Annotated in this window: 12 protein-coding genes; 4 read left to right on the forward strand and 8 right to left on the reverse strand. The window is 69.6% G+C overall.

The window, feature by feature from the left end; all coding sequences use genetic code 11:
- Positions 1–30: 30 nt before the first annotated feature.
- Genes gatB through gatC form a run of 3 tightly spaced genes read right to left on the reverse strand, consistent with a single transcriptional unit; the run spans position 31 to position 3,391 of the window.
- A complete protein-coding gene (gene gatB / locus KZC50_RS11935) occupies positions 31–1,560 on the reverse strand; it encodes an Asp-tRNA(Asn)/Glu-tRNA(Gln) amidotransferase subunit GatB (protein ID WP_310891812.1) in 1,530 nt (509 codons plus the stop codon).
- Entirely contained in the window at positions 1,560–3,083 is a 1,524-nt protein-coding gene (gatA, locus tag KZC50_RS11940) for an Asp-tRNA(Asn)/Glu-tRNA(Gln) amidotransferase subunit GatA (RefSeq protein ID WP_301132819.1), read from the reverse strand. The genes gatB and gatA overlap by 1 nt, the downstream gene beginning before the upstream one ends.
- A gap of 8 nt (positions 3,084–3,091) precedes the next feature.
- Positions 3,092–3,391, reverse strand: coding sequence for an Asp-tRNA(Asn)/Glu-tRNA(Gln) amidotransferase subunit GatC (gene gatC / locus KZC50_RS11945; RefSeq protein ID WP_053548303.1), 300 nt, complete (start codon positions 3,389–3,391; stop codon positions 3,092–3,094).
- A gap of 56 nt (positions 3,392–3,447) precedes the next feature.
- Between gatC and KZC50_RS11950 the strand changes: the two genes are divergently transcribed.
- Entirely contained in the window at positions 3,448–5,160 is a 1,713-nt protein-coding gene (locus KZC50_RS11950; protein WP_310891813.1) for a long-chain-fatty-acid--CoA ligase, read from the forward strand.
- Between the two features lie 21 nt (positions 5,161–5,181).
- Here the strand turns inward: KZC50_RS11950 and ligA are convergent, their stop codons facing one another.
- The 3 genes from ligA to KZC50_RS11965 are packed head-to-tail and all read right to left on the reverse strand — an operon-like array spanning position 5,182 to position 9,814.
- Positions 5,182–7,491, reverse strand: a complete 2,310-nt coding sequence (gene ligA / locus KZC50_RS11955) for an NAD-dependent DNA ligase LigA (RefSeq protein WP_375294599.1) — start codon at positions 7,489–7,491, stop codon at positions 5,182–5,184.
- Positions 7,492–7,525: 34 nt separating this feature from the next.
- Positions 7,526–8,617 carry a tRNA 2-thiouridine(34) synthase MnmA gene (gene mnmA / locus KZC50_RS11960; protein ID WP_310891814.1) on the reverse strand — a complete coding sequence of 364 codons (1,092 nt, stop codon included), beginning with the start codon at positions 8,615–8,617 and terminating at the stop codon, positions 7,526–7,528.
- Between the two features lie 9 nt (positions 8,618–8,626).
- Positions 8,627–9,814 carry a cysteine desulfurase family protein gene (locus KZC50_RS11965; protein WP_301132823.1) on the reverse strand — a complete coding sequence of 396 codons (1,188 nt, stop codon included), beginning with the start codon at positions 9,812–9,814 and terminating at the stop codon, positions 8,627–8,629.
- Between the two features lie 59 nt (positions 9,815–9,873).
- Here KZC50_RS11965 and glgX point away from each other — a divergent pair, with 59 nt between their 5' ends.
- The 3 genes from glgX to glgB are packed head-to-tail and all read left to right on the forward strand — an operon-like array spanning position 9,874 to position 16,252.
- Positions 9,874–11,961 carry a glycogen debranching protein GlgX gene (gene glgX / locus KZC50_RS11970; RefSeq protein ID WP_310891815.1) on the forward strand — a complete coding sequence of 696 codons (2,088 nt, stop codon included), beginning with the start codon at positions 9,874–9,876 and terminating at the stop codon, positions 11,959–11,961.
- Positions 11,962–12,011: 50 nt separating this feature from the next.
- Complete coding sequence (locus KZC50_RS11975; protein WP_375294600.1) at positions 12,012–14,096, forward strand: alpha-1,4-glucan--maltose-1-phosphate maltosyltransferase; 2,085 nt, start codon at positions 12,012–12,014, stop codon at positions 14,094–14,096.
- Entirely contained in the window at positions 14,093–16,252 is a 2,160-nt protein-coding gene (gene glgB / locus KZC50_RS11980; RefSeq protein WP_310891816.1) for a 1,4-alpha-glucan branching protein GlgB, read from the forward strand. Before KZC50_RS11975 ends, glgB begins: the two co-directional genes overlap by 4 nt.
- Positions 16,253–16,324: 72 nt before the next feature.
- On the opposite strand, the gene KZC50_RS11985 is transcribed toward glgB, so the two are convergent.
- Together KZC50_RS11985 and KZC50_RS11990 are read right to left on the reverse strand one after the other, a co-directional pair.
- Positions 16,325–17,260 carry a tetratricopeptide repeat protein gene (locus tag KZC50_RS11985; protein WP_310891817.1) on the reverse strand — a complete coding sequence of 312 codons (936 nt, stop codon included), beginning with the start codon at positions 17,258–17,260 and terminating at the stop codon, positions 16,325–16,327.
- The gene (locus KZC50_RS11990) at positions 17,257–19,125 is read right to left on the reverse strand and encodes a DUF8094 domain-containing protein (RefSeq protein WP_310891818.1); all 1,869 of its coding nucleotides are present in this window, start codon (positions 19,123–19,125) and stop codon (positions 17,257–17,259) included. Before KZC50_RS11990 ends, KZC50_RS11985 begins: the two co-directional genes overlap by 4 nt.
- Positions 19,126–19,233 lie beyond the last annotated feature (108 nt).

The raw sequence follows: 19,233 nt of genomic DNA on the forward strand, positions 1-19,233 counted from the left end.
CTGCCCCCTCCGGGGCAGCGGATGCCGGTGTCAGCTCTGCGCGCGCTCCAGTACCAGCTCCCGGACCCGCGCCGCGTCCGCCTGACCGCGCATCGCCTTCATCACCGCGCCGATGACCGCGCCGGCCGCCTGCACCCTGCCGTCGCGGATCTTCGCGAGGACATCGGGCTGGGCGGCGAGGGCGTCGTCGATCGCCGCGAGCAGGGCCCCGTCGTCCGAGACGACGGCGAGCCCGCGGGCGGCGACGACCTCCTCGGCCGTCCCCTCACCGGCGATCATGCCCTCCAAGACCTGACGGGCGAGCTTGTCGGTGAGCGTCCCGGCGTCGACGAGGCGCTGGAGCTCGGCCACCGATGCCGGCGAGATGAGATCCGCGGGCTCGCGACCCGCCGCGTTCGCGACCCGTGTGATCTCCCCGGTCCACCACTTGCGCGCTGCCGCAGGTGAGGCGCCTGCGGCCACCGTGGCCTCCACCTCGACGAGGAGTCCGCCGTTGGCGACGTCCTGGAACTCCAGATCGGTGAAACCCCAGGCATCCTTCAGGCGTCGCCGATGAACGGCGGGCGGCTCGGGGAGAGCGGCCCGCAGCTCCTCGACGAGCTCCCGGGCCGGGACGACGGGGAGCAAGTCGGGCTCGGGGAAGTAGCGATAGTCGTCGGCATCCGACTTCGGACGCCCCGGCGAGGTGGTCCCGGTGTCCTCGTGCCAGTGACGGGTCTCCTGCGTGATCGTTCCGCCATCGGCGAGGATCGCCGCCTGTCGCTGGATCTCGTAGCGGACGGCACGCTCGACCGATCGCATCGAGTTGACGTTCTTCGTCTCCGTCCGGGTTCCGAGAGGAGCGGGGTCCTCGCCCGGTCCGCGACGGGGGCGGAGCGAGACGTTCGCATCGCAACGGAGATTCCCGCGTTCCATGCGCGCTTCCGAGATCCCGAGCGAGAGCACGATGTCACGGATCGTCTGCACGTAGGCCCGCGCGATCTCCGGCGCACGACCTTCCGCTCCGAAGATCGGCTTCGTGACGATCTCTATGAGGGGCACACCGGCGCGGTTGTAGTCGACGAGTGAATACTCGGCACCTTGGATGCGGCCGGTCGACCCACCCATGTGCGTGAGCTTGCCGGCATCCTCTTCCATGTGGGCCCGCTCGATCGGCACGGAGACGATCGTGCCGTCGGTGAGCTCGACGTCCACCGAGCCCTCGAAGGCGATGGGCTCGTCGTACTGGGAGATCTGGTAGTTCTTACCCAGGTCCGGGTAGAAGTAGTTCTTCCGCGCGAAGCGGCAGGACGACGCGATCTCGCAGCCCAGGGCGAGTCCGAGGCTGATCGAGAACCTCACCGCGGTCTCGTTGACCACGGGCAGCGCGCCCGGAAGGCCCATGTCGACCGGCGCGACGAGCGTGTTCGGAGCGGCGTCGTGATTCTCGGAGTGCGCCGGGTTCGGAGCCGACGAGAACATCTTCGTCCGGGTGTTGAGCTCGACGTGCACCTCGAAGCCCAGCACGGGCTCGAAGCGCTCGATCGCTTCGTCGTAGTCCATGAGTGCGGCCTTGGCCATCAGCGGTTCCCTTCCTTCGCGGAACCCAGGTGCGGGGCGCGGTCGAGGAGCGCACCACCCCACTTCTCCGTCAACAACGTCTCGAGGGCGGCGCCCACGCGGTACAGGCGCGCGTCCTCACGCGCCGGCGCGAGGAACTGCACCCCCACGGGCAGGGAGTCTTCGGCAGCGAGTCCCGCCGGCACCGAGATCCCGGGGACCCCGGCGAGGTTCGCCGGGATGGTCGTGATGTCGTTGAGGTACATCTGCAGCGGATCGTCGATCTTCTCGCCGAGACGGAAGGCCGTGGTCGGGGCGGACGGCGTCGCGATGACGTCGACGTGCGCGAAGGCCTCGGCGAAGTCGCGCTGGATGAGGGTGCGTACCTTCTGCGCCGAGCCGTAGTAGGCGTCGTAGTACCCCGCCGAGAGCGCATAGGTGCCGAGGATGATGCGTCGCTTCACCTCGTCGCCGAAGCCGGCTTCGCGCGTCGCGGCCATGACGTCCTCGACCGTTCCGCGGGGAACGTCCACCCGGAGGCCGAAGCGCACGGAGTCGAACTTCGCGAGGTTGCTCGACGCCTCCGCGGGGAGGATCAGATAGTAGGCCGCGACTCCGTACTCGAAGTGCGGGGCGCTGATGTCGACGATCTCCGCGCCCTGGGCCTCGAGCGTCGTCAGCGCGTTCTGGAACGCCGCCCACACTCCGGGCTGGAACCCGGTCTGCGGCAGCTCGCGGATCACCCCGATGCGCAGACCCGCGAGGGACGCCCCCGAGGCTCCGGCGCGCGCGGCCTCCGCGAACGACGGCCAGGTGTCCGTGAGCGACGTGGAGTCCTGGGGATCGTGGCCGCCGATGACATCGTGCAGGAGACCCGCGTCCAGCACCGTCCGGGTGACGGGGCCCACCTGATCGAGGGACGACGCCAGAGCGATCGCTCCGTAGCGGCTGACCCCGCCGTAGGTCGGCTTCACGCCCACCGTGCCCGTCACGTGCGCGGGCTGACGGATCGAGCCGCCCGTGTCGGAGCCGAGTGCCAGCGGGGCCTCGAACGCGGCGACGGCGGCGGCGGAGCCACCGCCGGATCCGCCGGGGATCCGATCGAGATCCCAGGGGTTTCGCGTGGGGCCGTAGGCGCTGTGCTCGGTGGAGGAGCCCATGGCGAACTCGTCCATGTTCGTCTTGCCGATCGGCACGAGGCCGGCCGCGCGGGCCTTGGCGACGACCGTCGCGTCGTAGGGCGACATGTAGCCCTCGAGGATGCGGGAGCCGCTCGTCGAGGGCATGTCGGTCGTGACGAGGACGTCCTTCACCGCGAGCGGGACCCCCGCGAGCGCCCCGAGCTCCTCGCCGGCGCGGCGTCGACGGTCGATGTCCGCGGCGACGTCGACGGCGTGATCGCTGACGTGGAGGAAGGCGTGCACGTCGCCGTCGACCTCCTCGATACGCTGCAGGTGCGCGCGCGTGGCCTCGACGGCGGAGACGTCGCCGGAAGCGAGGGCGGACGCGAGGTCGGCGGCGCTCATCCGAATGAGATCGTCCATCTGCGCGCTCACTGCTCCTCTCCGAGGATGGCGGTGACGCGGAAGCGGCCATCGGCTGCGTCAGGGGCGTTCTGCAAGACCTGCTCCGGAGTGAGCTCGCCGCCCGGGACGTCCTGGCGGAAGACGTTCGTGAGCGGGATCGGGTGGCTCGTCGCGACGACATCGGGCGTGGCCACCGCGGACACCTTCGCGATGTTGTCGACGATCGCGTCGAGCTGCCCCGTGAGGCGCCCGACCTCCTCGTCGCTCAGCTGAATCCGGGCGAGCACGCCGAGATGACGTACGAGATCAGGAGTGATTTCAGACACTCGGACATCCTAGTCGGCGTGTCCCGTGCGCCCCGCCGTGGCCATAGGCTGACCTGGTGACAGCGTTCGTGCCGCCCCGCCCATGGACCGCCAGCTACGCCGCGGGCGTTCCGGAGGACATCGGCCCGATAGCGGGCTCGCTCGTGGACATCGTCACGGCCTCGGCCGCTTCCCATCCCGACGCCGTGGCGTTGGAGTTCTTCGGCAGCACCACGACCTATCGGAGCCTGGACGAGCAGATCCGACGGGTCGCCGCAGCGCTCCACGCCCACGGCGTCCGCCCGGGCGATCCGGTCGCGCTCGTGCTGCCCAACTGCCCCCAGCACATCGTCGCCTTCTACGCCGTGCTCCGCATCGGCGGTGTCGTCGTCGAGCACAATCCGCTCTACACGCCACGAGAGCTCCGCAAGCAGTTCGAGGATCACGGCGCACGGCACGCGATCGTGTGGAGCAAGACGGTGCAGACGCTGCAGGATTTCCCGCACGATCTGCGTGTGGACACGCTCGTCTCCGTCGACGTCACGGAAGCGATGCCGTGGACGACGCGAGGGGCCCTGCGGCTTCCGATCCCGAAGGCGCGCGCGTCCCGTGCCGCGCTGACGACGCGGGTGACGGATGCCGTGTCCTGGCGTTCCCTGATCGGACACGCCCCGCTGTCACCCGACCACCCGGCGCCGGCCACCGGAGACGTCGCGCTGCTCCAGTACACGAGCGGGACCACCGGCACTCCGAAGGGGGCGTCGCTCACGCACCGGAATCTCCTCGCGAATGCGGCTCAGGCGCGCGCCTGGGTGCCCACCATCGCCCGCGGCGAGGGCTGTGTCGTCTATGCCGTGCTGCCGATGTTCCACGCCTACGGACTCACCCTCTGCCTGACGTTCGCGATGTCGATGGGCGCTCGCCTGGTGCTGTTCCCGCGGTTCGACCCGGCTTTGGTCCTCAAGGTCGCTCGCCGGCGGCCGGCGACCTTCCTTCCGCTCGTGCCGCCGATCGCCGATCGGCTGCTGTCCGAGGCGCGACGCGCGGGCGTGTCGCTCGCCGGAGTCCAGGTCGCGATCTCGGGGGCCATGGCCCTCCCCCACGACCTCGTCGTCCCGTTCGAGAGCGAAACCGGCGGGTATCTCGTCGAAGGGTACGGATTGAGCGAATGTTCACCGGTGCTGATGGCGAATCCGGTGGCGGAGAACCGCAAGCCCGGAACCGTCGGGCTCCCGCTTCCGGGAACGGAGTGCCGGGTCGTCGATCCCGACGACCTCTCGCGGGACGTGCCGCAGGGCGCGGAGGGCGAGCTCCTCGTGCGCGGGCCCCAGGTGTTCTCCGGCTATCACGGGAAGCCGGAGGAGACCGAAGCCGTGTTCGTCGACGGGTGGTTCCGTACGGGGGACATCGTCACGATCGACGACGACGGCTTCGTCCGCATCGTCGACCGCATCAAGGAGCTGATCATCACGGGCGGGTTCAACGTCGCCCCGACGGAGGTCGAGCAGGTGCTGCGGCGATTCCCCGGTGTCTCGGACGTGGCCGTCGTCGGGATGCCCTCGGAGCATTCCGGAGAAGATGTCGTCGCGGCCGTCGTGCTCGACCCGGGTGTGGACGACATCGACCGCGCGGCGCTCGACGCCTTCGCCCGCGGCATCCTGACGCCCTACAAAGTGCCGCGTCGCATCGTCGTCGTGGAGGAGCTCCCGACGTCCCTCATCGGAAAGGTGCTGCGTCGACGGGTCCGCGAGGATCTGCTCTCGGATCCCCGTTCGCACACGACGCCCTGAGGAAGAGGCGACCCGCGCCACTCAGCCGTCGAGTGCCGACGGACCTTCCTCGACCAGCAGCCGGAACTGTGCGGCATCGATCACCCGGATGCCGAGCGCTTCGGCCTTCGCGAGCTTGGACCCCGCGCCGGGGCCGGCGGCGACGAAATCGGTCTTCTTGGACACGCTGGAGGCCGCCTTCCCGCCGGCGGCGATGATCGCCTCCTGCGCACCCTCCCGGCTGTATCCGTCGAGGGAACCGGTGGCGACCACGGTGAGGCCCTCCAGGACACCCCCGTGCACGACGCGCGCGCCGGGGCCGGGGTGGCCGGGGATCTCGAGCCGCGCGCCCGCGGCCACCCACCGGTCGACGATCTCGCGATGCCAGTCGACCTCGAACCAATCGATGATCGCGTCCGCGATCGTGGGGCCCACGCCCTCGACGGCGGCGAGCTCCTCCCGGGACGATGCGCGGATCGCCGTGATCGACCCGAACCAGTCGGCCAGAGCGCGGGCGGCGACGGGACCGACGTGTCGGATGTTGAGGGCGACGAGAAAGCGCCAGAAGTCCTTCGTCTTCGCCCGTTCCACCTCGGCGAGGAGCTTCACCGCCTGTTCGGACGGGAGCACAGCGCGGTGCGTCTTGCGCACGCCCGCGCGACGTCGGGTCGCGGCGTCCCAGTCGTCCGTTCCGGGCGGATAGGTCGCGGGACCGAGCTTCTGGAAAGGCGCCCGCCGCACCGGCTCCCCCGTCTGCTCGTCCACTCTCACCGCGCCCGTTTCGGCGTCGCGCACCAGGACCTCGATCGGCACGAGCTGTTCGAGCGTGAGGTCGAACAGCGCGGCCTCCGTCTCCAGCACCGGGTGCGCGGGGACCACGGGCTGGGTGAGCGCGGCCGCCGTCACCTCGCCGAGCGCCTCGATGTCGAGCGCGCCGCGCGATCCGATGTGCTCCACACGGCCGCGCACCTGCGCCGGGCAGGTCCGGGTGTTGGGGCATCGCAGGTCGATGTCGCCTTCTTTCGCCGGAGCCAGGGTCGCGCCGCACTCCGGGCAGGCCTCGGGCATGATGAACTCGCGTTCCGAGCCGTCACGCAGCTCCACGACCGGTCCGAGGACCTCGGGGATCACATCGCCGGCCTTGCGGATGACGATCGTGTCGCCGATGAGCACCCCCTTCGCCTTGACGACGTCCTGGTTGTGGAGGGTGGCCTGGCGCACGACGCTCCCCGCGACCTGGACGGGATCCATCACGGCGAACGGCGTGGCCCTGCCGGTACGTCCCACGGAGACGACGACGTCGCGCAGTCGTGTGTTGACCTGTTCCGGCGGGTACTTGTACGCGATCGCCCAGCGGGGTGCCCGGCTGGTCTGACCCAGTTCCGCATGGAGCGCGAGGTCGTCGACCTTCACCACGATGCCGTCGATCTCGTGCTCGACGTCGTGTCGGTGCGCTCCGAAGTGACGGATGAACTCCGCCGCTCCTTCCGCGTCGTCGCGGACGGCGAAATGCGCCGACACCGGCAGCCCCCACGACGCGAGGAGCGTGTACACCTCGCTCTGGGTCGCGACCGGCGGATCGGGCCACGCGCCGATGCCGTGCACGGTCAGGCGCAGTCGCGACAGGCGCTGCACCATCGCCTCGAGCTGACGCTCGTTCTTGCCCTCGCGCTTCTGCCGGAGCGACCCCGATGCCGCGTTGCGTGGATTGGCGAAGAGGCGATCGCCCACAGACGCCTGGTAGTCGTTGAGCTCGGCGAAATCCTCCACCGTGAAGAACACCTCGCCGCGCACCTCGACGAGAGCGGGGTGCCCCGAGCCGCGCAGCTCGGTGGGGATACCGCCGATGTCGCGGACATTCTCGGTGACGTCCTCGCCCACGCGACCGTCCCCGCGAGTGGCGGCCGATACGAGACGTCCGCGCTCGTATCGGAGCGAGAGCGCGAGTCCGTCGATCTTGAGTTCGCACAGATACCGGACCGCGCGCCCGGCGTCCCGCTCCACGCGGGCCGCCCAGCCGAGGAACTCCTCTTCGCTGAACACGTTGTCGAGACTCAGCATCCGCTCGGCGTGGACGACCGGGGCGAACAGCGTGCTCGACGCGGCCCCGACCGAGAGGGTGGGCGAATCCTGGCCCTGGACTTCCGGATGGAGCCGCTCCAGCGCTTCGAGCCGGCGCATCCAGGCGTCGTAGGTCGCGTCGTCGACGCGGACCTCGTCGCGTCCGTAATAGGCGTCGCGCGCACCCTGGATCAGGTCGGCGAGCCGCTCTGACTCCGCCCGCGCGGCCGGGAGATCGAGGCGCTCCACGGCAGCATCCACGGCAGGGGTCACGGGTTCCGCGTCGGTCACCTCAGCAGTCTAGAGAGGCGTGCCGACACGGGACTCATGCGGGGACGGCCGATGCGGTCCGATCGATCGTGAACTGCCCGATCACCCGGGTCCCGTCGTACAGCACCGCGGTCTGACCGGGCGCGACGCCGGAGAAGGGCTCCGCCGGGGTCACCCGGAGTCCGTCGGGTCCCCACGCGGCGTGGGCGGGGACCGGATCCGCGTGTGCGCGGATCTGCACGTCGCAGGCGAAGGCTGCGTCCTCCGGGGCAGGGCCCGCCCACGACAGTCTCGCGCCGGCGATCTCCGAGATTGCGAGCGCCTCTTTCGGGCCCACGACCACGGTGTTCGTGACCGGCCGCACCTCGAGGACGAATCGAGGTCTGCCGTCGGGTGCGGGAGTGCCCAGAGCGAGACCTCTCCGCTGGCCGACGGTGTACGCGTGTGCGCCGTCGTGTCGCCCCACCTCGACGCCGTCGGAATCGAGGATCGGCCCCGGTGCCGTCCCGACCTTGTCGGCGAGCCAGCCGCGGGTGTCTCCGTCGGGGATGAAGCAGATGTCGTGACTGTCGGGCTTGCGCGCGACACGGAGCCCGCGCGCCTCCGCCTCGGCGCGGACGATCTCCTTGGACGGCGTCGTCCCCAACGGGAACACCGTGTGGGCCAGCTGTTCCTGCGTGAGAACGCCGAGCACGTAGGACTGGTCCTTCGCGGCGTCCGACGCCCGATGCAGCTCCCAGCCCCGGGGGCCCTCGTGCACGACGGCGTAATGGCCGGTGCACACCGCGTCGAAGCCGAGCTCGAGCGCACGCTCGAGCAGCGCGGCGAACTTGATCTTCTCGTTGCACCGCATGCAGGGATTCGGAGTGCGGCCGGCACGGTACTCGGAGATGAAGTCGTCGATGACGTCGTCACGGAAGCGTTCCGAGAAGTCCCAGACGTAGAAGGGCATGCCGAGGAGATCGGCGACGCGCCGAGCGTCCATCGCATCCTCGATCGTGCAGCACCCACGGCTGCCCGTGCGCAACGCGCCACCGGCACGGGACAGGGCGAGATGCACCCCGACGACGTCGTGCCCGGCATCCACCGCGCGGGCGGCGGCCACAGCCGAGTCCACGCCTCCACTCATGGCCGCAAGGATTCGCATCGGCTCAGTCTACGAGCGTGTTCCTCGACGTCTCCCGGATGCGGCGCGGGCACGGGCGACGGCATCGGGCAGTGCGGCCAGCACGGCGGCGACGTCCTCCGCGGTGCTGGTGTGCCCGAGGGTCATGCGGAGGACCTGCCCGGCGACCCGCTCGTCCTCACCGAGGGCGAGGACGACGTGGGACGGCTCGGTCACGCCCGCCTGACAGGCGGACCCGGTGGACACGGAGACGCCCCGCTGATCGAGGAGGAACAGAAGGGTCTCACCGGCGGCGTCGGGGAAATGGATGTGGACGTTCCCGGGGAGTCGTCGTTCCCGAGAGCCGAGCAGCCGGGCGTCGGGGACAGCGGCGAGCACCCCGCGGATCAGCTCATCGCGCAGAAGGGTGAGGCGATCGGCCTCGGCGGCCAGGTCGGAGACGGCGGCGGTCGCAGCGGCTGCGAAGGCGGCGGCACCGGCGACGTCCTGCGAACCGGCGCGAAGGCGGCGCTGGTGACCGCCCCCGTGGAGGAGCGGGGTGAGCGTCGCGGTCCGCGACACCACCAGCGCGCCCGTCCCGGCGGGGCCGCCGACCTTGTGTGCGGAGACGCTGAGGGCGCAGAGGCCCACGCCCGCCGCCGCGTCACCGCGCAGGCGACGGAAGTCCACGTCGACGTGTCCGAAGGCGGCGATCGCATCGATGTGGAGGGGGACGGCGCGCTCCGCGGCGGCGCCGGCGATCGCCTCGACGTCGTTGATCGTGCCGGTCTCGTTGTTCGCCGTCAAGGCGGTGGCCAGCGCTGCGCCTTCCAGTGCGGCGGAGAAGTCGGACACGCGGATGCCGCCCTCGACGTCGAGGGGCACGGGCCGCACCTCGGCGCCGTCCCGCTCGGCGAGATGGGAGACGGCGTCGAGTGTCGCATGATGCTCGCCGTCCGGCAGCACGATCGCATCGGCGCCGGGGCGCCGGGTTCCCCACAGGCCCTTGAGCGCGAGGTTCACGGACTCGGTGCCGCCCGAGGTGAAGACCACCTCGACGGGCTCGCAGCCGATGACCCCTGCCAGCGCTTCTCGCGCTTCTTCGAGGATCCTCCGGGCGGACTGACCGTGGGAATGCACCGACGATGCGTTTCCGACCGACGTCAGCGCGCCGAGCCATGCGTCGCGCGCCTCAGGCCTCAACGGAGTGGCCGCCGCGTGATCCAGGTAGACGGTCATTCCTCCCTCGCCTGCGCCGCAGCCACCGGGTGCTCCCGCGCGTTACTACTGTAGATCGCATGCTCGGCACCTCGCTCTCCGCAGCGGCCTCCCCCGCATCCGGTCTCCTGGCCGCGGATCTCGACGATCTCGGTCTGCGACTCGGCGAAGCCGGCGGCACCCTCCGCGTCTGGTCCTCGGCCGCCGACGCGGTGGAACTCGTCGTGTTCGACGACGTCGACGCGGACTGGATCGTGGACACGCGACCGATGTCCGCCGTCGGCGGCGGCGTGTGGTCGGTCGATTCCGAGCTGCTCCGCCCGGGGACCCGCTACGCCGTCCGCGTGGACGGCCCGCAGGGTCCGAGGAACATGTTCAACCGGAACACCCTGCTGGTGGAGCCGTACTCGCGCGGCGTGACCGACAACGGTATCGGCGAATGGCGTTCGGTGGCCGTGCAAGGACATTTCGACTGGGGTGGGGTGACCAAGCCCGCCACGCCGCTGGATCGGACCGTGATCTACGAAGCGCATGTGAAGGGCCTGACCAAGCGTCATCCGGCCGTTCCGCCGGCCCTGCACGGGACGTACGCGGGACTCGCCCACCCGGCGATGATCGAGCATCTCCACTCCCTCGGAGTCACGGCCGTGCAGCTCCTGCCCGTCCACGCCTTCGGCAACGAGCTGCGCCTCCTGCAGCACGGCCTGACGAACTACTGGGGCTACAACACCCTGAACTTCTTCACCCCGCACGCGCCGTACGCGACCGCTGAGAGTCGCGCGGCCGGTCCGGAGGCGGTGCTGCGGGAGTTCAAGGGGATGGTGCGTCTCCTGCACGAAGCGGGCCTGGAGGTGATCCTCGACGTGGTCTACAACCACACCGCCGAGGAGGGCATCGGGGGTCCGCGGTCGAGTCTGCGAGGGATCGACAACAGCGCGTACTACCGTCAGGGCGCCGACGGCGCGTACATCGACGTGACGGGATGCGGGAACGCCGTCGACACGTCCACGGATGCCGCAGCCCGCCTCGTCCTCGATTCGCTGCGGTACTGGGCGCGCGATGTGCAGATCGACGGCTTCCGGTTCGATCTCGCCGTCACGCTCGGGCGGGACCGCGATCACACCTTCACCCCCGAGCATCCGCTCCTGCAGGCGATCCTCGAGGACGATGCGCTCCGCGACGTCAAGAAGATCGCCGAACCGTGGGATGTCGGTCTCGGAGGGTGGCAGACGGGGAACTTCGGCCCCGGCTGGAGCGAGTGGAACGACCGGTATCGCGACCGTGTGCGCAATTTCTGGCTGAGCGATGTCGATTACGCCCGACGGGCGTCGACGGCACCTGTCGGCATCGGCGGATTCGCCACCCGCCTGGCGGGGTCCTCCAACACGTTCACGGCCGAGCGCGGACCCCTGGCGAGCGTGAACTTCGTGACGGCGCACGACGGCTTCACCCTCCGGGATCTCGTCTCCTACGACGTCAAGCACAACCTGGGCAACGGAGAGCAGAACCGCGACGGGGCGGACACGAACCGATCCTTCAACCACGGCGCGGAGGGGCCGACGGACGACGTTCGGATCCTCACCACGCGGCGCAGGGCGATGCGCAACCTCCTCGGCACCCTGCTCTTCTCCGCGGGGGTACCCATGCTCACGGCGGGCGACGAGTTCGGCCGTACCCAGCGCGGGAACAACAACGCCTACTGCCACGACTCCCCCCTCACCTGGCTGTCGTGGGACCACGCCCCGTGGCAGGAGGACCTCGCGGCCCATGTGCGGGAGCTCACGCGCCTGCGTCGCGAGAATCCGGCACTGCGCCCGCGGCGATTCGCGCGCTCGGGCGAGCACACCCCCTCGGCATCCGTGATGGAGTGGTACGACGAACACGGCCGCACCATGTCGCACGAGAAGTGGACGAATCCCGCGCACCGGACCCTGCAGTACGTCGCCACCTCGACGCCCGAAGAGGAAGCCCTCAACCGCATCCTGCTGATGATCCACGGCAACGAGGAGCCCATCGACGTGACCCTGCCCGAGATCGAGGGGGTGTCCCGGTACGTCCCGTTGTGGTCCAGCGCCGATGAGCACCCCTCGGCGGATGTCGAGATCTGCGCCCCCGGGGACACGGTGTCGCTGTCCCCGACGGCGATGAGATTGTTCCGGGCCGAGTGACACTCCGCAAGAGCCTGTCGACCCCGACGGGGCCGATGTAGGTTCGGAGCGTGGTTACGACAACGCGCGTCGCGCATCCCCGTCCCTGGCGAAGCGCAAGCTCGCTTCCCGTCTTCGACGCCCCGCCCCAGGCCGGCGGCGAGGCGACCCGGAGCGTCCGCATCCCGCTGGCGAAGCCCCATCCCTCCGTGCCATGGGGGCCGTTCCGACCCAAGGCGTTCGCCGGCGAGGTCGTCCCCTTCACGGTGACGGCGTTCCGGGAAGGACACGATCGAATCGGGGTGCTCGTGCGTCTGACCGCGCCCGACGGCGACGTATCGCTGCACCGCCTGCGCGCTCTCGGCGACGGTTTCGACCGTTGGACCACGGAGGTGGCGCTGGTGCAGGAGGGGACGTGGATGTTCCGATTCGAGTCGTTCGCCGACGACTTCGCCACCTGGCAGCACGCGGCGGACCTCAAGATCGCGGCGGGGGTCGACGAACAGCTCATGCGCGAGATGGGCGCTCTGCTCCTCGAACGCGCCGGTTCCCAGAAGGCACGCGCGAAGGCTGAGCGCGCGCGACTCGTCCGCGCCGCAGCCGCCCTGCGCGACGCCGCCGTGGACACCGACGGTGCGCTCGTCATCGTTCGCGACCCCGAGCTGGCCGCGCTCATGCACGCTCGGCCTCTCGCCTCTCTCTACACCGTGGGTGAACAGCGCGAGCTCCTGGTCGAGCGCGACCGCGCCGGTTCCGGCGCGTGGTACGAGTTCTTCCCGCGCTCGGAGGGAGCGGAGGTCCTCGCGGACGGTCAGATCCGCAGCGGAACGTTTCAGACCGCGATCCGGCGACTCCCCGCCGTCGCGGACATGGGGTTCGACGTGCTCTACCTGCCGCCGATCCACCCGATCGGGCGGATCAACAGGAAGGGCCGGAACAACACGCTCGACCCGCAGCCCGGTGATCCCGGCTCGCCCTGGGCGATCGGATCGGACGAAGGCGGTCACGACACCGTGCATCCCGACCTGGGGACCCTGGAGGACTTCCGGGCGTTCGTGACGGCCGCACGGGAGGCGGGGATCGAAGTGGCTCTGGATTTCGCTCTCCAAGCGGCGCCCGATCACCCGTGGGTGCGCGAGCACCCGGAGTGGTTCACGACGCTCCCGGACGGATCCATCGCATACGCCGAGAACCCGCCGAAGAAGTATCAGGACATCTACCCCATCAACTTCGACAACGACCCCGAGGGCATCCGTGCGGAGGCGCTGCGCGTCGTTCGACACTGGATCGATCAGGGCGTGAAGATCTTCCGGGTGGACAACCCCCACACCAAGCCGTTGCAGTTCTGGGAGTGGCTGATCGCGACGGTGAACGCGGAGCACCCCGACGTCGTGTTCCTCGCCGAGGCGTTCACCCGGCCCGCGCCGCTGCAGTCCCTCGCGTCGGTCGGATTCCAGCAGAGTTACACGTACTTCACCTGGCGGAACACGAAGGTCGAGCTCGAGGAGTTCCTCCTGTCGCTCGCGCGGGACACGGCGGATTTCCTCCGCCCGAATCTGTTCGTGAACACCCCCGACATCCTCACCGAGTACCTGCAGTTCGGCGGTCGTCCCGCCTACCGCATCCGCGCCGTCATCGCCGCGACCGCGGCTCCCACGTACGGCGTCTACGCCGGCTACGAGCTGTACGAGAACGTGGCCCGACCGGGTTCCGAGGAGAACATCGACAACGAGAAGTACGAGTACAAGGTGCGCGACTGGGACGGCGCCGTGGAACGCGGCGACTCCCTCGCGCCCTTCCTCGGCCGCCTGAACGACATCCGACGGACCCACCCGGCGCTCGGTCAGCTCCGCAATCTCCGCGTGCACTGGAGCGATGACGACGCCGTGCTGGTCTACTCCAAGCATCTCGACGGCGATCTGTCTCCGAGCGGGAAGTCCGACACGATCATCGTGGTCGTGAACACCGACCCGCACTCCGTCCGGGAGACGATGGTGCATCTGGACACCACCGTGTGGGGTGTCCCCGCGGGCGACGCCTACGAGGTGGAGGATCTCCTCTCCGGTGCGCGCTGGACGTGGGCCGACCACAACTTCGTCCGTCTGGACGCCTTCACCGAGCCCGTGCACATCCTTCACGTCAAGGAGACCCGATGAGCGATCACGACCACGTCTGGGATGCCGTCGCCACCGGCTCGCATCACGACCCGCATGCCGTCCTCGGGCTGCACCCGGTAGCCGAGGGTTGGGCGATGCGCGCCCGACGCCCGCTCGCGGAGACCGTCACGGCAGTCTTCGCGGACGGGGAGCGCGTCGAGCTCACCCACGTTCGCGGCGGTATCTGGGAGGGGCGCCGAGCCGCCGCGCCCGGCCCCTACGAGATCGAGGCGACGTACGACGGCGGCACCGTCCACGTCGCCGCGGACCCCTACGCGCACACCCCCACCGTGGGCGAGCTCGACCTTCACCTCATCGGGGAAGGTCGGCACGAGCAGCTGTGGAAAGTGCTCGGCGCTCACGTCCGCACCCAGGACGGTGTCCCCGGAACGGCCTTCGCCGTGTGGGCGCCGAACGCGCAGGCCGTGCGCGTCGTCGGCGATTTCAACGGCTGGGACGGTCAGGGCCACGCGATGCGCTCGATGGGGTCCACCGGTGTCTGGGAGCTGTTCATCCCGGTGCTCGACGTCGGCGCCGTCTACAAGTTCGAGCTCCTCTCCCGCTACGGCGAATGGGTGACCAAGGCCGACCCGATGGCGCGTTGGGCGGAGGTCCCGCCGGCCACTGCGTCCGTCGTCACGCATTCGGACTACGAATGGCAGGACGCCGCATGGCTCGAGGCGCGGGCGCGGAGCACGCCGCTCAGCGCCCCCATGTCGGTGTACGAGCTCCACTTCGGCTCGTGGCGCCCCGGTCTCACCTACCGCGAGGCGGCCGACAGCCTCATCGACTACGTCACGGCTCAGGGCTTCACGCACGTCGAGTTCATGCCGCTCGCGGAGCACCCCTTCGGAGGGTCCTGGGGCTACCAGGTCACCGGCTACTATTCCCCGACCAGCCGGTTCGGCACTCCGGATGACCTCAGGTACCTCATCGACCGACTTCACCAGGCCGGGATCGGCGTGATCATGGATTGGGTCCCTGGCCACTTCCCGAAGGATTCGTTCGCTCTGGCCCGGTTCGACGGCGAGGCGCTGTACGAGCACCCGGATCCGCGGCGCGGCGAGCACAAGGACTGGGGGACCTACATCTTCGACTACGGACGTCGGGAGGTGCGGAACTTCCTCGTCGCCAACGCCCTGTACTGGATAGAGGAGTTCCACGTCGACGGACTCCGGGTCGACGCGGTGGCCTCCATGCTCTATCTCGACTATTCGCGGGAGCCGGACGAGTGGGTCCCGAACGTCCATGGTGGTCGGGAGAACCTGGAGGCGATCTCCTTCCTCCAGGAGGTGAACGCCACCGCCTACAAGCGCTACCCGGGGATCGCCATGATCGCGGAGGAGTCCACGAGCTTCCCCGGTGTGACCGCGCCCACCGACCACGGCGGTCTCGGTTTCGGGTTCAAGTGGAACATGGGGTGGATGAACGACACGCTGCAGTACATCAAGCGTGACCCGATGTACCGCTCGCACCATGAGGGTGAGCTGTCCTTCTCCTTCGTGTACGCCTTCAGCGAGAACTTCGTCCTGCCCATCAGCCACGACGAGGTCGTCCACGGAAAGGGCAGCCTCTTCACACGGATGCCGGGCGACCACTGGCAGAAGCTCGCCAACCTCCGCGTGTTCCTCGCGTACATGTGGTCTCACCCGGGTAAGCAGCTGCTGTTCATGGGGCAGGAGTTCGGGCAGATGTCCGAATGGTCCGAGGGTCGTTCTCTGGACTGGTGGCTGTTGGACCAGCCGTCGCACGCCGCACTCCAGCGGTTCGTCGGCAGCCTCAACCGTGTGTACCGGGATCAGTCGGCGCTGTGGTCGCGCGACAGCGACGGCGCCGCCTTCCACCGGCTCGGTGCACCGAGCTGGAACCCCAACGTGATCTCCTTCGCGCGCCGCGACTGGCACGGCAACACGGTGGTGTCGATCTCGAACTTCTCCGGCGTCCCCGTCCACGGCTTCGAGCTCGATCTGCCGGAGCCGGGTGTGTGGGAGGAGATCCTCAACAGCGACGCGGACGACTTCGGTGGATCGGGCGTGGGGAACTTCGGCGTCGTGCACGCCGGTGAGGGAGGACGTGCGCACCTGACGCTTCCGCCGTTGGGAGCGGTCTGGCTGCGCCACCGTCGCGAGGCGCACATCCCGACCCTCGCGGAATGAGGGAACGCGGGGTGCTGCCGGACATGGTCCGGCAGCACCCCGCCTCCCCTCGGGCGGGGCGGGTGACCGCGATCAGAAGAGCAGCGACGCCAGCCGTCCGCGGGCGCGGAGCACGCGCGGGTCGGTGTCGCCCACCAGACCGAAGTACTCCAGCAGACGCTCGCGGAGCGGCCCGCGTTCCGCATCGGGAAGGGCCGCCATCAGATCGAGGAGACGCTCGAAGGCGTCATCGACGTGGCCACCCGTGACATCCAGATCCGCGACGAGCAACGCCGCCGGAACGTCGGAGGGGTTCGCCGCGGCCGCCGATCGCGCCTCCGCGAGGTCGACACCCTGGACACGGTCGAGCAGACGCACCTGCCCGACTCCGGCCTGAGCGTCCGCGTCGCGAGGGTTCTCCGCCAGCGCCTTCTCGTACGCGGCGATGGCCCGCGCGTAGTCGCCCTCCTCGATCGCCGCGAAGGCCTCGGCGTGCAGCGGCGGAAGGGGGGCCTCCGCAGGCTCGGTCTCCGCCCCGTCGCCGTCCTCACGGGGAACGGTGCCGGTCACCCCATGCTGGGCAGCCAGCTGGAGAAGCTGGCCCAGCACCTCACGGACCTGCTGCTCGGGAACCGCTCCGGTGAACAGAGGTACGGGCTGACCGCCCACGAGCCCGACGACCATCGGGATCGACTGGGCGCGGAACGCCTGCGCGAGCTGCGGATTGGCGTCCACGTCGACTTTCACCAGGACGACGCGCCCGTCGAGCTCCGTGACGACCTTCTCGATGACCGGGCTCAGCTGCTTGCAGGGCCCGCACCAATCCGCCCAGAGGTCGACGACGACGGGGACGGTTCGCGAGAGCTCGAGCACCTGCGCGAAGGTGTCATCGGTCGCGTCGAAGACGAGCGAGGGCGCCGACGCGGATGCCGGGGGCGCGCCCGTTCCGGGGGTGGGGCGCGCTGCGGCCTGGCGGAGGGACGAGAGGTCCACGGCGCCGCGCAGGGCGGCTGGGGAGAGATCGGTCACGGGATCACCTTCGCTTCGAGGATGTCGGACGCGTAGCCGAGCAGACGGATCCGTTCGCTGGATCCCTGACCGGGCACGTAGAAGAAGATCTGATCGCTGAACGTCGTCTCGAACCCCGTTGCGGACTGGTCAGCCCCCGCGAGGGTCTGCACCGTGGCGTTGTTGTCCAGCTTGATGACCGCGTCTTCATTGGTGGGTCGGACCTCGTCGCTCTCCCGCACACTGACGGCGACGATCGCGCCGCTCTCCAGGGTCGCGAGGGCATAGGGCGCGAATGCGCCCTCGGTGGACGAGAACGTGAGGCTTCCGGTCGACGCAGCGGTCTGGTTGAACTCCTCCAGGCGGCGTGCACGGTCGGATGCGATGCTGGCTCGCAGCTGGTCGCCCTCCTCTTCGAAGACCTCGAAGAACTCGCTGTCCTCGCCGTTGTTGATGACGTCCGAGTAGGCGGCCGCCACCTCCTCGGGGGGCATGATCAGGAAGGGCGAGTCCGGCTGCACCTGCGGCGCTCCGACGTACGTGGGCGCGAGATCCGGCATCAGCGTGGAGGCTTCGAGGCTTCCCGCATAGGACAGCAGGAAGTCCGACCACGGATCCTTCTGCGTCAGCACCATGATGCTGGAGGTGTTGGACGATTCGTCATCGGCGACGGCGAGGAAGGACCGTGGCCACCCGTCGAACGCTTGGGGCAGGATGATCTCGAGCGAGCCCGAGACGATGGGAGCGGGCGCGGCGTAGTCCGGGATGGCCCCGCGCAATGTGTAATTGGTCGCGCGAGCGGCGAGCATCGCCCCGTCCAGGCGCGTGGCGGCGAGATCCAGGTCGAGCGCTGCATCGGCCTCGCCGACGGTGTCGGCCACGCGCTCCACGATGGTCTCAGCCTGGTCACGGGTGACCGCCGGCTGCTGCTGGCCCTCTGGTGCGATGACCGTCTGCGTCGGCGTCGGAGTGGGCGACGCGCCGAGCTGCGGCCACGCGTCTGCGGAGCATCCGGCGAGAAGCAGTACGGAGACGCCGAGCGCGGGGACGGCGAGGATCGGCCGGCGACCTCGTGAGAGCGCACGCCGCACGCCACCGGCGCTGATGACCCCCTTGCGCGAAGCGCTGTTCGAAAGATCGATGGGCTCCGTCACCGGGACGGGGAGCCCCTTGCGACGCGGACCCTTCGAGCGGCGGATGTGTCGGATCGCGAGGAAGTACAGCCAGACGCCGACCGCCATGACGATCGCGCCGCCGACGATGAGGGGACCGGCCCACGGCGTGCGATTGGTGATCGGCCACGTGACCGACAATTCCGTCGGCGCAGCGGACTCGCCGTCGGCAGCGAGAAGCACGGAGAGGTCTTCCGGAATCTGGAGGGGGGTGACCAGGTCGTCGGTCTGCTCGTACTCGGCCAACCACAGGTCCGATCCGCGGGGATCGCGCGTCGCGGGGGCCGGATCAGAGCTCACCGCATCCGCCCCGCCCTCTTCGGTGTCCGCATCGGGAGTTGTGGCCGGGTCGTCGGCGCCCGGCGAGTCCTCCCCCGCCGCCTCGGTGATCGCGGGTTCGATGTCGGTGGTGATGAGTGCGCCTTCGTCTCCGACGGTGACGGCCGTGTATGCGGTGTCGGAGAGCCAGGCCTGCATGTCCGTCGTCCGCCCATAGGCGGCGAAGATCTCCCCCTCGCCGTCGGCGCGGAGCGTCTGCGCACCGGGATACATGTTCATGACGGCACCGTCGACGAGCACATAACGGGCGTCGCTGTCGATCACGGCGCTGGCACTCTGCGTCGTCGGTCCTTGGAAGACGGTGCGCTGAGCGATCCCGGCGCCGATCATCAGCGCCGCGAGGACGAAGGCCGCGACGGCCCACACGAAACGCACGGAGAAATCCTTCCCGAGCCGGCCCATGGGTCATCGGGCGACGGACTCGACGTTTCAGAGTAGCGAAATCGACCTGAAAGCGCCCCGGGAGCGCCCAATGCCCGTGTG

The sequence above is a fragment of the Microbacterium aurantiacum genome, assembly GCF_031625015.1.
Classification (GTDB): domain Bacteria; phylum Actinomycetota; class Actinomycetes; order Actinomycetales; family Microbacteriaceae; genus Microbacterium; species Microbacterium aurantiacum.

Excerpts from the sequence above, each read along its gene's own strand:
- glgB (WP_310891816.1), top strand. The coding sequence starts at position 14,093 with ATGAGCGATCACGACCACGTCTGGGATGCCGTCGCCACCGGCTCGCAT.
- gatB (WP_310891812.1), bottom strand. The coding sequence starts at position 1,560 with ATGGCCAAGGCCGCACTCATGGACTACGACGAAGCGATCGAGCGCTTC.
- gatA (WP_301132819.1), bottom strand. The coding sequence starts at position 3,083 with ATGGACGATCTCATTCGGATGAGCGCCGCCGACCTCGCGTCCGCCCTC.
- mnmA (WP_310891814.1), bottom strand. The coding sequence starts at position 8,617 with ATGCGAATCCTTGCGGCCATGAGTGGAGGCGTGGACTCGGCTGTGGCC.
- KZC50_RS11965 (WP_301132823.1), bottom strand. The coding sequence starts at position 9,814 with ATGACCGTCTACCTGGATCACGCGGCGGCCACTCCGTTGAGGCCTGAG.
- glgX (WP_310891815.1), top strand. The coding sequence starts at position 9,874 with ATGCTCGGCACCTCGCTCTCCGCAGCGGCCTCCCCCGCATCCGGTCTC.